This is a genomic window from Rummeliibacillus suwonensis (genome assembly GCF_007896435.1).
Taxonomy (GTDB): domain Bacteria; phylum Bacillota; class Bacilli; order Bacillales_A; family Planococcaceae; genus Rummeliibacillus; species Rummeliibacillus suwonensis.
In genome coordinates this window covers 2,152,740-2,164,853 of sequence record NZ_VCBL01000001.1, presented here as the reverse complement: position 1 = coordinate 2,164,853, position 12,114 = coordinate 2,152,740, and the positions used below count along the sequence as shown (strand labels likewise).

The 12,114-nt window shown below is 36.2% G+C and carries 13 protein-coding genes; all 13 read left to right on the top strand.

The features are described 5' to 3' along the window. Entirely contained in the window at window positions 1-597 is a 597-nt protein-coding gene (locus tag FEU33_RS09910) for a lysophospholipid acyltransferase family protein (protein ID WP_146549209.1), read from the top strand. A gap of 81 nt (window positions 598-678) precedes the next feature. Then, window positions 679-1,845, top strand: coding sequence for a 30S ribosomal protein S1 (gene rpsA, locus FEU33_RS09905; RefSeq protein WP_146549208.1), 1,167 nt, complete (start codon window positions 679-681; stop codon window positions 1,843-1,845). 194 nt (window positions 1,846-2,039) lie between these two features. Continuing rightward, window positions 2,040-3,350: a ribosome biogenesis GTPase Der gene (der, locus tag FEU33_RS09900; protein WP_146549207.1), complete on the top strand. Its 1,311-nt coding sequence runs from the start codon at window positions 2,040-2,042 to the stop codon at window positions 3,348-3,350. Between the two features lie 35 nt (window positions 3,351-3,385). Next, window positions 3,386-4,405 carry an NAD(P)H-dependent glycerol-3-phosphate dehydrogenase gene (locus tag FEU33_RS09895; RefSeq protein ID WP_146549206.1) on the top strand — a complete coding sequence of 340 codons (1,020 nt, stop codon included), beginning with the start codon at window positions 3,386-3,388 and terminating at the stop codon, window positions 4,403-4,405. A 972-nt stretch (window positions 4,406-5,377) separates the two neighbouring features. Further along, entirely contained in the window at window positions 5,378-5,599 is a 222-nt protein-coding gene (locus FEU33_RS09890) for a DUF2768 domain-containing protein (protein ID WP_243881117.1), read from the top strand. A 24-nt stretch (window positions 5,600-5,623) separates the two neighbouring features. Further along, a complete protein-coding gene (locus FEU33_RS09885; RefSeq protein ID WP_146549205.1) occupies window positions 5,624-6,346 on the top strand; it encodes a hypothetical protein in 723 nt (240 codons plus the stop codon). 86 nt (window positions 6,347-6,432) lie between these two features. Then, a complete protein-coding gene (gene spoIVA / locus FEU33_RS09880; protein WP_146549204.1) occupies window positions 6,433-7,911 on the top strand; it encodes a stage IV sporulation protein A in 1,479 nt (492 codons plus the stop codon). A gap of 180 nt (window positions 7,912-8,091) precedes the next feature. After that, entirely contained in the window at window positions 8,092-8,364 is a 273-nt protein-coding gene (locus FEU33_RS09875) for an HU family DNA-binding protein (RefSeq protein ID WP_146549203.1), read from the top strand. A 309-nt stretch (window positions 8,365-8,673) separates the two neighbouring features. Further along, window positions 8,674-9,240, top strand: a complete 567-nt coding sequence (folE, locus tag FEU33_RS09870; protein WP_146549964.1) for a GTP cyclohydrolase I FolE — start codon at window positions 8,674-8,676, stop codon at window positions 9,238-9,240. 61 nt (window positions 9,241-9,301) lie between these two features. Then, a complete protein-coding gene (mtrB, locus tag FEU33_RS09865; protein WP_146549202.1) occupies window positions 9,302-9,523 on the top strand; it encodes a trp RNA-binding attenuation protein MtrB in 222 nt (73 codons plus the stop codon). Window positions 9,524-9,590: 67 nt separating this feature from the next. Then, on the top strand, window positions 9,591-10,373 hold the full coding sequence (locus FEU33_RS09860; RefSeq protein WP_186731377.1) for a heptaprenyl diphosphate synthase component 1: 783 nt from the start codon (window positions 9,591-9,593) through the stop codon (window positions 10,371-10,373). A gap of 6 nt (window positions 10,374-10,379) precedes the next feature. Then, window positions 10,380-11,087, top strand: a complete 708-nt coding sequence (locus FEU33_RS09855; protein WP_146549200.1) for a demethylmenaquinone methyltransferase — start codon at window positions 10,380-10,382, stop codon at window positions 11,085-11,087. Between the two features lie 21 nt (window positions 11,088-11,108). After that, on the top strand, window positions 11,109-12,083 hold the full coding sequence (gene hepT, locus FEU33_RS09850) for a heptaprenyl diphosphate synthase component II (protein ID WP_186731376.1): 975 nt from the start codon (window positions 11,109-11,111) through the stop codon (window positions 12,081-12,083). The last annotated feature ends 31 nt before the right edge of the window (window positions 12,084-12,114 follow it).

Sequence of the window (12,114 nt, the reverse complement as noted above, 5' to 3'; positions counted from 1 at the left end):
ATGGACTTTTACCAATTTGCAAAGTCTGTTGTTTTTACTGTATTGAAGCCAATTTATCGAATGGAAGTAATAGGGGTAGAAAACTTTCCTAAAGAGGGTGGCATCTTATTATGCTCGAATCATATCGATAACTTGGATCCACCAGTAGTAGGGATTTGTGCTCCAAGACCTGTGAATTTTATGGCGAAGGAAGAACTTTTTCATGTACCCATTTTAAAAGGAATTTTACCGAAAGTGCATGCATTTCCTGTTAAAAGAGGCCTTAGTGACCGTCAAGCACTTCGGATGGCCATCAACATTTTAAAAGAAGGTCAAGTTGTTGGATTATTTCCAGAAGGACATAGAAATAAAACTGGAAAGCTCGGGAAAGGCTTCTCAGGTGCTGGTTTTTTTGCATTGCGTGGAAATGCCAATGTTGTACCATGTGCTGTCATAGGTCCATATAAGCCATTTCATAAGGTAAAAGTTATATTTGGTGAGGCCATTGATATTGAACCGTTCCGAGAAAGAAAAGCGAAACCTGAAGAGGTAACAGAAGCCATTATGGCGCATATTCAGCTACTATTAGACGAATATCATCCTGATAATAAAAAATAATCGTATTTAAAGCGTTAATTTTTGTTTTTACTAGCAAATTCTAATAAAATAGAAAGTGAACATTGTGAAGGAGGATTACATATGTCTGAAGAATTGAACTTAAATGAAATAAAAGAGATCCGTGAAGGTGATATTGTTACAGGCAAGGTAGAGAAAGTGGAAGACAAAGTTGCTATAGTAACGATTGCAGGTGCACCTTTTGATGGCGTAGTGCCAATCAGTGAGCTTTCAAGCTTGCATATAGAAAAAGCTTCTGACGCTGTCTCCGTCAATGATGAATTAGAATTATTAGTAACTAAAATTGAACAACCTGATGATAAAAAACCAGGACAATACGTTTTATCAAAACGTCAAGTAGATGCCAAACGTGCATGGAAAGTGCTAACAGAGAAATTCAATAATGGAGAAGTGATTGAAGCAGAGGTTAAGGATGTTGTAAAAGGTGGCCTAGTAGTAGATCTAGGGGTAAGAGGTTTTGTTCCAGCTTCTTTAGTTGAGGATCATTTTGTTGAATCATTTGAAGATTATAAGGGAAAAACGCTCACTTATAAAATTGTTGAAATGGATCAAGAAAAAAATCGCCTAATCCTCTCACATCGTGCAGTTGTGGAAGCACAAAAAGAAGAGAAAAAAGGGGAGGTTATCAATAATATCCATGAAGGTGATGTTATTGAAGGAACCGTACAACGTCTAGCTTCATTTGGTGCCTTTATTGACTTGGGTGGAGTGGATGGTCTTGTGCATATTTCCCAAGTTTCTCACAAGCATATTGATGATGTTTCAACAGTTCTTTCTGAAGGACAAAAAGTAAAGGTAAAGGTATTATCCGTAGACCCTGAACAAGAACGTATTTCTTTATCGATTAAAGAAACAGAAGAAGGTCCATGGTCGCAAATTGAAGAAAAGGCTCCTGAAGGTGCAGTGTTGACAGGTATTGTTAAGCGTCTTGTAACATTTGGTGCATTTGTGGAAGTCTTCCCTGGTGTTGAAGGCCTTGTACACATTTCCCAAATTTCGCACAATCATATTTCCACACCACATGAAGTGTTAAAAGAAGGGCAAGAAGTAAAAGTAAAAGTACTAGCTGTCAACAAAGATGAAAAACGTTTATCACTTAGTATAAAAGCTTTAGTAGAAAATGAGGATGAACCTAAAGCTGATGAATTTGAATTTCCTGAAGAAACAACAGGGTTCTCCTTTGGTGATGTGATTGGAGATAAGCTCAAAAACTTTTCAAAAAAATCATAAATAACAAAGAGAAGATCGAGGCAGATGGGAGTATGAACGCTTTCTTCTGCTTTTTTTCTTGCATTACAGCTAATCTTTGATAAAATAATTATACAAAATGACTTTAAGCATGGGTGATGGTGAACTTATCAGGTACCATCATCTTTTTTGTTGTATAATAGCACTTATTAGAAGTCGGAAGGATGAAGAAAGTTATGGCGAAACCGATTGTCGCAATTGTCGGCCGTCCAAATGTCGGTAAATCGACTATTTTCAACAGAATCGTAGGAGAGCGCGTTTCCATCGTGGAAGATGTTCCAGGCGTAACACGTGATCGAATCTATAGTTCTGCGGATTGGCTAACACATGAATTTAATATTATTGATACAGGTGGTATCGATATAGGAGATGAACCTTTTTTAGACCAAATTCGTCATCAAGCAGAGATTGCAATGGATGAAGCAGATGTCATTATTTTTATGGTCAATGGTCGAGAAGGTGTTACATTGGCAGATGAACATGTGGCAAAAATTTTATATAAAACAAAAAAACCTGTTGTTTTAGCAGTCAATAAAATTGATAACCCTGATATGCATGACATGATTTATGATTTTTATTCCTTAGGATTTGGAGAACCTTTTCCAATCTCAGGTTCTCATGGACTGGGACTGGGGGATTTGTTAGATGAAGTCGCTAAGCATTTCCCAAAAGAAGATGAAACCCGTTATGATGAAAACGTTATCAAATTTTCATTAATCGGTCGACCTAATGTCGGTAAATCTTCACTAGTCAATGCTTTTTTAGGAGATAACCGTGTTATTGTAAGTGATGTAGCAGGTACAACTCGCGATGCTATTGACTCCAGCTATGAGTATGATGGACAAGAATATGTGATTATAGATACTGCAGGTATGCGTAAAAAAGGGAAAGTGTACGAGTCTACAGAAAAATATAGCGTTCTTCGCGCATTGAAAGCAATTGAGCGTTCTGATGTTGTTTTAGTTGTTTTAAATGGGGAAGAGGGCATCCAAGAACAAGACAAGAAAATCGCAGGATATGCTCATCAAGCTGGTAAAGCTGTGATTATTGTGATGAATAAATGGGATGCTGTAGAAAAAGATGAAAAAACAATGAACGAAAAAACAAAAGAAATAAGAGAGCAATTTCAGTTTTTAGACTATGCGCCAATTGTGTTCGTATCAGCAAAAACAAAAAAACGTGTACATGCCATTTTACCGATTATTAATCGAGTAAACGAAAACCACTCTATGCGGATTCAATCTAGTATATTAAATGAAGTCATTTTAGATGCGGTAGCTCGTAATCCTGCACCAACCGATAAGGGAAAACGTCTGCGCATTTACTATGCAACACAGGTTGCCATCAAACCACCAACATTTGTGGTATTTGTAAATGATCCAGAATTAATGCATTTCACATACGAACGCTTCTTAGAAAATCGTATTCGTGAAACATTTGATTTTGAGGGCACACCGATAAAAATAATCACAAGAGCACGTGATTAAAACAGTCGAAAGCGAAAGGGAAGGGGATTTTCAACATGAGTCGTGTATCAGTATTAGGAGCAGGTTCTTGGGGAACATCTTTAGCTATTGTCTTAGCAGAAAATGGCCATGATACGTTAATCTGGTCTCATCGAAAAGAACAAGCAAACGAAATGAATATACAACATACAAATGTGAAATATTTACCAACTACTATTTTACCAACAAACTTAAAAGCAACTTCAGATATTGCTGAAGCTGTCACACATGCAGAAATTATCGTGATGGCAGTTCCAACAAAAGGAATTCGAGAAACATGTCAAAAAATGTTGCAAACGCTTAACAAAAAAATATTATTTGTTCATGTATCTAAGGGAATTGAGCCCAATACATTATTGAGAATTTCAGAAATCATGCGAGAAGAAATCCCTGCGAAATTCATAGAAGATATCGTTGTTCTTTCTGGTCCTAGTCATGCAGAGGAAGTAGTACAGCATCACCCAACAACTGTAGCTGCTGCATGTGAAAATTTAGAGAGCGCTGAAAAAATTCAAGATCTTTTCATGAACCAATATTTCCGCGTATATACGAATCAGGACGTAGTAGGTGTTGAGATAGGTGGTGCATTGAAAAATGTCATTGCATTAGCTGCTGGAGCTGTCGATGGACTAGGATTTGGTGATAATGCAAAGGCTGCACTTATTACACGTGGATTAGCAGAAATATCACGTCTAGGTGTGAAGTTAGGTGCAAACCCTCTCACATTTGCAGGTTTGGCAGGAATGGGGGATTTAATTGTGACATGTACAAGCGTCCACTCACGTAACTGGAGAGCCGGCAATATGCTTGGAAAAGGTCATTCATTAAATGAAATTCTAGATCAAATGGGAATGGTAGTAGAAGGAGTTCGTACAACGAAAGCAGCTCATCAACTAGCAAAAAAATACGAAGTTTCTATGCCTATTTCAGAAGTATTATATGAAGTTCTTTTCGAAGGAAAAGATCCACATCAAGCTGTAGAACAATTAATGTTGAGAGAAAAAACACAAGAATTAGATGCTTCCTACGATTTTTAGGAGCAGTTCACAAAATTGTACGAATATAATAGGATAGAACTCGTTTTTAAACGTTGTTAAATTCGTTTAAATTTTAAATGAAAAATGGCAACTTATGCGAAAGTCTTAGCAAAACTACTGAAAAATGATTAAATGTCCATTCTCAATAATAAAAATTTGTTGTTTTTAGATTTATCCCGCGTTAACGGGCAGTAAGACCCCCATCTCAACGTTTAGAGAGAAACGAGAAAGATAGGTGGGGGATCAACTACCGCATGCGCCCGATTGGTTTGACCAACAAGATGTTGGTCCCTCAGGTGTTGCCACAGGACGTGATGAAAATACGAACATTTACTGGTAGCTAATTTGGATAGTTGTGGACAGGAAGACGTCAAGTCCTCGAAAATATATGCATATTTCCTTCGTATGGTGTTTGCTTAGCGAAACTTATTCAGAGTATTGAGGGGAAAATAAGCAAGCCAAGATTCTAGATCAAACAATGCGGGGGCACTGAAATACTATAGGATGATTATTTTATTAGTAAAAATCCATCTTTCCTTTCGTTTTATGAACGAAAAAAGTTGTTTTTTATCATATTTTGGAAGATGAATAGATTTTTTCAGTGAGCTAAGCAACGCGAAGAAAGTAGTTTACATCTAATACTTTACTTTTGATTCAGAAAGAATTCGACACTTATCCGAAAAGAACATTGTATGTGGTGAAACATACAATCTGAATATTAAAGAAATTATTTATTAGAATGTTCGCGTTTTTGAATTGAAAAATATTGATAAAATTTTGCTTATAGAGAGTGTGTTGACTTATAGTGGCATGCAGTAAATTTCAACCGTATTATTAGACAGAATCTTCTTACACTCGTGCTTAATTGGTTAGTTGAAACAAGGAGTGAGCATGATTCATCTCTTGCTTTTATGTTATACTGTCATCTGTGAGAAACGATCCTCACTGTACATATGAAAGGTGGTTGTACTGTTGACAGATTTAGTATTGCTTACAGGCAAAGGTATATCGCCAATGAATATGATGTGGATATCCTTTTATTCTATTGGCTTTTTGCTAATTGCTTCAGGGTTAATCTATTTAAGCAGACAGAAAATAAGTAATAGAATTTTAAGTACAATAGTGGCTTTGATCGCCTATATTTTCCTCATCATTGGATTTTTAACGATGGTGTTTGTTGTTATGACTTTTTGATCATCAAGAACATGAGGGGATTACATGAGAAAAATATATTTAATATTGTTTATATCAATAATGACAGTTGTCTTATCCGGTTGTATGTATCCTGATAGCGAAAAAGGAGAGAATCAGATACCTGATGAGGCCCAATTATCAACAGTTCAAAAGGCAGTCGACCAATTTAGAAAGGATAATGGTGGGTTATTACCAATCCAAAATCGAGATCAAGATGTGGATCAATATATTAAGTATCCGATTAATTTCGACAAATTAACACAAGGTTATATCGCTAAAGCCCCTGGAAATTCCTTTGAAAAAGGTGGCATTTATCAATATGTCATTTGGCATGCTGAAAGTAAACATCCTGAAGTGAAATTAGTGGATCTACGTGGTTCTGAGACCATTCGTGAATTAAATATAAAAAAAGGTGTCAACGGATTTGTGCCTATTTCAAGACAGATCAAAGATGATGTCTATCAATTTGACTATAAAAAAATGGGTTATAAAAAAGCACCAACAGTTCCAAGTCCCTATTCAAACACAAATTTACCTTTAGTTGTGAAGGGGAGCGGTGAAATTTGTATCGATTACTCAATTGAATTGCAAAAAATCATCAATGAAGACAAAGTGAAAGTAAAATCTGGTGAAGATATTCGCTATTTGCTTTCTGACAAATATCCAATTCTACCCGCTTATTCATTGCCATATACTGTAAATGACAAGAATGAAGTAGAATTTTTAACAACATCAAATAAGAAATAAGGGATCTTCAAAAGCGTTTCATGACTTGTGCATGAAACGCTTTTTGTGTGCATAGGATATAGTGCTGAAAAAAAGGGGGAAAGATGATGTCGCAAGAAGTGTACGAGCAAGTAGCAACACGTACAAACGGTGATATTTATATTGGTGTTGTCGGCCCAGTAAGAGTAGGAAAATCAACGTTTACGAAGCGTGTAATGGATATTATGGTATTACCAAACATGCAAGATGAAAAAGAACGCCAACGAGCACAAGATGAGCTACCACAAAGTTCTCCGGGACCAGTAATTATGACGACAGAGCCAAAATTTATTCCAGCGAACGGAGCACAAATTGCTGTTGGCAATCAAGACATGCCATTTAAAATACGATTTGCTGATTGTGTTGGCTATATTATTGATGGTGTTAAAGGGTATGAGGATGAAAATGGTCCCAAATTAGTACATACCCCTTGGCATAATGATCCGATACCATTCGAAGAAGCAGCTAAAATTGGAACTGATAAAATTATTAGGGAGCATGCTAATATTGGTGTAGTTTTGACAACTGATGGTACAGTAAACGGTATTCCAAGAGAGGCCGTTTGTAAAGCGGAAGAAGAGATTATTGGACAATTACAGGAAATTGGTAAACCGTTTGTTATTGTTGTGAACAGCAAAATGCCTGCTCATACGAATGCAAAAGAATTATGTAAAGAATTAAAAGAGCGCTATAGTGCCCCTGTTATTTCTACTTCCGTTGACCAAATGTCACTAACTGAGGTTCGGCATATTTTAGAAGAGGCACTTTATGAGTTCCCGATTGCCAAGTTGGAAGTAGAAAAACCGGATTGGCTAGATGTATTAGATGAACAACATGAGTTAAATAAATTAATCAAACAATCAATCGATAATTGGAAAGCGTCCGTCAATAAAATTCGAGATATTGAACGTTTGACGCAGGAACTCTTACAGGAAGAATTTATTGCATCAGCTCAAGTAAAAAACATTGATGCCGGATTAGGGCATGCCATCATTTCTTTACAATTAAAAAACGAAATTTTTAAATCGATCTGTGAAGAGTGGCTAGAAGAGCCAATCCAAAGTAAGAAAGATTGGCTATTATTTATCAAAGAATCACAACTTGCGAAAAAATCATATCAACGATTCCACAAAGCAATTGAGCAAGCCAACAAAGAGGGATATGGTGTGACCCTACCAACATTACAAGAGTTCGAGCCTACTAGACCCGAAATCATTAAACAAAATAATTTCTTTGGTGTTCGAATGGAGGTTAAGGCACCTTCTTATCATATTTTGCGTATTGATATGGAAGCGGAATTTTCTCCACTTATTGGCTCAGAGTTTTATAGTCAGCAATTGTTGAAAGATTTAACGTATGCCTATTTGCATGATCGTGAAAAACTATGGGAAACTCAAATATTTGGTACGCCATTATTTGAAGTGATGAAAGAAAGTATTGCCTATAAAACAGAATCGGTACCTAAACATGCAAAGGCTAGAATGCGCCAAACCGTTGAAAAGATGGTGAATAAGGGCGATCAAGGAATGGTTACACTTATTTTATAAATTAAATATTTTAACTTTAAGGTCAATTTCCGGTAGGTAAATTGGCCTTTTTTGTATGGAATTGAGATTTTATTTGCTTAAAGTTGGGAAAAGGAGTATAAATATTGTTGCATAGCAAAAGTTGTTGTGATAATCTTTTTACATGATTTAGTAAAGCCCCTTTGAGAGGAGGTGAATGGTGTGAATAAAACAGAATTAGTTAACTCTGTTGCAGAAACTGCAGCTCTTTCTAAAAAAGATGCTTCTAAAGCAGTTGAAGCAGTATTTGAAACTATCCAAGCAGCTCTTGCAAAGGGTGATAAAGTTCAATTGATCGGTTTTGGTAACTTTGAAGTACGTGAACGTGCGGCTCGTAAAGGTCGTAACCCACAAACAGGTAAAGAAATTGAAATCGCAGCAAGTAAAGTACCTGCGTTTAAACCAGGTAAAGCGCTTAAAGATGCTGTCAAATAGTACAAGCATCTGTTTTACATAGAGTAGCCTTTGGGCTGCTCTTTTTTTGTGGAGCGATAAAAGTTCATGATGAATAAGCAATGAAAAGTTGAAAATATAACCAGATGGAGTTGGGGGTAAAGCGTTACGTAATTTTCTAAAGCCTATTCCAAAGTGGTTTTAACATAAGCTGGCAGCAAAAAATAAAATTCGCCCACATATTTTGCGATTACTTTACTTGTGTGGTAATCTCATTTTAAGACTCTTTGTTGATATATTGGAGGATTTATGGTGATTGAAAAAAACTTTGAAAAAATAGATCATTTAACGATGAATGTAGATTTAGAAAAAATAGAAAAAGCTGTAACAATGATTTTAGAAGCAATCGGTGAAAATCCACAAAGAGAAGGGCTTTTAGATACACCAAAGCGAGTAGCTAAAATGTACGAAGAGATGTTCCAAGGGCTTCATGAAGATCCGAGACAATATTTTGAAACGATTTTCCATGAAGGACATGATGAAGTAGTACTTGTGAAAGATATTCCATTTTATTCTATGTGTGAGCATCATTTAGTTCCTTTTTACGGAAAAGTCCATGTTGCATATATTCCTCAAAATGGGGTAGTTGCAGGTTTGAGTAAGTTAGCACGGACAGTTGAAACGGTTTCGCATCGTCCTCAATTGCAAGAGCGTATCACAGGTACGATTGCAGATATTTTAATGGAAATGCTGAATCCACAAGGGGTTTATGTAGTTGTTGAAGCAGAGCATATGTGTATGACAATGCGCGGTATCAAAAAACCCGGTTCCAAAACAGTCACTTCTGTAGCAAAGGGTATTTTTGAGAACGATGAAGCAAAACGTTCAGAAATACTTTCATTCATTCAAATGTCTTAAAATTCGAGTTTTTTTGTGGTATGATGATTGGAGAAAAGTCGAAAATAAGGAGAAAGTTTAAATGGCTCAAAATGATTATGTTGTAGTTCGTGCAAAGGAAGATGGAGTACATGTCATTGGCCTAACTCGTGGAAATGATACAAAATTCCATCATTCTGAGAAGTTAGATAATGGTGAAGTGATGATTGCACAATTTACTGAGCATACTTCCGCTATGAAGATTCGCGGTAAAGCAGAAATCCAAACTGCTTTCGGAATTGTTGAAAGCGATTCAAATAAATAATTATAATAACTAAAAATGATTGAAAACAAGGATGACAACAGGAATCAAACTGAATGGAGAAAAGTTTATGAATGCAGCTTATATTGAAAAACAAGTATCACAACTAAAAAAAAATATTTTAATGCAATTGCATCATAGAACGCTCCTTCAATTTACAGGTCAACCAGTTGTTGAAGACAGTCAACTGCTCTATTTACTGTTGCCTAAGATCAATGGAGAACATTGGTCAGCGCGACATGAAAAGGCAGCGAGTGCTGTTGCAATGATTAATGCGGCTTTACATGAGCATGAGAAAATTGATGAACAGGATGCTACTTCCAAAAGCCAACAACTGACTGTACTTGCCGGAGATTATTATAGCGGCATGTATTATACTACACTTGCATCGATCTCAGATATTCCACTTATACGCACCTTATCGGAGGCGGTCGTTGAAATCAGCGAATGCAAAACGGCCTTGTATGAGCCGGAAAAAAGAGATGTTAAAGAATGGTTTGAGATACTTCAGGTGATTGAGACAAAGACCATTGAACAATTTTTAAAACGTTTTGATTTTGACGCTTATATTGATATTGCTTGCCAAGGTTTAGTTCTTACTAGATTCAAACATGAATTGCAACAATATCAAGAATTGCATCAAAATACACGTGTTAAGAGAGTTTTAGAGCAACAAAAAGAATATGCGGGTCTGTCATATGAGCAAATTCTTCAATATCAAATTTCTGATCTTTCATCTAATTTAATTCGAAGTATTAAATCTTCTCCTTTTCTGCTAGATGAAGTGAAAACAATAATGTTGCAGCATATCGAAAGTGATATGTCAGAACATCAAACGATGAGAGAAGGTTGATTTATAGTGACACCACAATCGAAAGAACAACGTGTGCATGAAGTTTTTGAGAGTATTTCTGATAGTTACGATAAGATGAATTCTGTCATAAGTTTTCAAATGCATAAAAATTGGCGAAAAGACACAATGGAGCGAATGGCAGTGCAACCGGGATCTAATGCTCTTGATGTGTGCTGTGGGACTGCAGATTGGACGATTGCATTAGCTGAAGCTGTAGGCGAAACAGGACATGTTACTGGCCTAGATTTTAGTCAAAATATGTTAAATGTTGGATTAGAAAAAACAAAGGATATAAAGCAAATTAAACTAATTCAAGGAAATGCAATGGAATTACCCTTCCCAGATAATACATTTGACTATGTAACCATCGGCTTTGGATTGCGCAATGTTCCTGATTATATGCAAGTACTTCGTGAAATGAGTCGTGTTGTAAAACCGGGTGGCAAAGTAGTATGCCTTGAAACTTCCCAATCAGAAATTCCTGGTTATCGTCAATTATTCCGATTCTATTTCCATTATATCATGCCATTTTTCGGAAAAATTTTTGCGAAAAGTTATAAAGAATACTCTTGGTTACAAGAATCAGCAAAAGATTTCCCAGGAATGAAAAAGTTAAAGAAAATGTTTGAAGAAGTCGGATTACAAAATGTGATTTATAAATCTTATAGCGGTGGAGCAGCTGCTATGCATATGGGTTATAAGAAAGAAATCTAGTGTGGGGGAAGGTTTAAACGCGTGGAAAAGATGAAGTTAAAGTTTCTTTATGCTGATTTACAGTCAGATATAAAGGTCATCGAAAGAGAATTGGAAACAGCGTTGGATTCATCTTCACACTATTTGAAAGATGCCTCTCTCCATTTGCTGAAAGCTGGCGGAAAACGTATACGGCCAGTTTTTGTTTTGCTTGCTGCCAAATTTGGCCGATATGATATTCATCAGATAAAAAACGTTGCTGTAGCACTTGAGTTAGTTCATATGGCTTCACTTGTTCATGACGATGTTATTGATGATTCTGAATTACGTAGAGGACGGCCTACCGTTAAATCGCAATGGAATAATCGTGTTGCTATGTACACTGGCGATTTTATTTTTGCTAAAGCAATCGAAAATATAACGAAAATCGAAAACCAAAAAGCGCATGAAATTTTGTCTAAGACGATGGTTGAAATTTGTATAGGTGAAATTATTCAAATCGAAGATAAAATGTATTTAGAGCAAAATATTCGTGATTATTTTAGACGTATTAAAAGAAAAACAGCCTTGTTGATTTCATCTAGCTGCTATTTAGGAGCAATCGCTGCAGGGGTTGATGAAAAAGTTGCTAGTCATTTAAAGCGATTTGGCTACTACGTAGGGATGTCTTACCAAATCATTGACGATGTTTTAGATTTAACGGCTTCGGACAAACAACTTGGAAAGCCGGCTGGCAGTGACTTAATGCAAGGGAATATTACACTACCCGTTTTATTGGTGAAAGAAAACGCTGACATGCGTCCCTTCATTAATCAAGCACTGAATGGTACGATGAAAGAAGACGAAAGACAGGCTTTTCTAAAGAAGATCCGACAATCTGATGCGATAGAAGAATCCTATCGTATTAGCAATTTGTATTTACAAAAGGCACTAAGAGAAGTAGAAGCTTTGCCAAGTAATTCTGTAAAAAAATCATTAAAAGACATAGCAATCTATATGGGAAAACGGAAATTTTAACGTAGTTGTTGAACATTATGTTGTACAATGA

Bases quoted from the DNA above. Each gene is read 5' to 3' on its own strand.
- FEU33_RS09895 (WP_146549206.1), top strand. From the start codon at position 3,386: ATGAGTCGTGTATCAGTATTAGGAGCAGGTTCTTGGGGAACATCTTTA.
- FEU33_RS09885 (WP_146549205.1), top strand. From the start codon at position 5,624: ATGAGAAAAATATATTTAATATTGTTTATATCAATAATGACAGTTGTC.
- folE (WP_146549964.1), top strand. From the start codon at position 8,674: ATGAATGTAGATTTAGAAAAAATAGAAAAAGCTGTAACAATGATTTTA.
- der (WP_146549207.1), top strand. From the start codon at position 2,040: ATGGCGAAACCGATTGTCGCAATTGTCGGCCGTCCAAATGTCGGTAAA.
- FEU33_RS09860 (WP_186731377.1), top strand. From the start codon at position 9,591: ATGAATGCAGCTTATATTGAAAAACAAGTATCACAACTAAAAAAAAAT.
- rpsA (WP_146549208.1), top strand. From the start codon at position 679: ATGTCTGAAGAATTGAACTTAAATGAAATAAAAGAGATCCGTGAAGGT.
- mtrB (WP_146549202.1), top strand. From the start codon at position 9,302: ATGGCTCAAAATGATTATGTTGTAGTTCGTGCAAAGGAAGATGGAGTA.
- spoIVA (WP_146549204.1), top strand. From the start codon at position 6,433: ATGTCGCAAGAAGTGTACGAGCAAGTAGCAACACGTACAAACGGTGAT.
- FEU33_RS09910 (WP_146549209.1), top strand. From the start codon at position 1: ATGGACTTTTACCAATTTGCAAAGTCTGTTGTTTTTACTGTATTGAAG.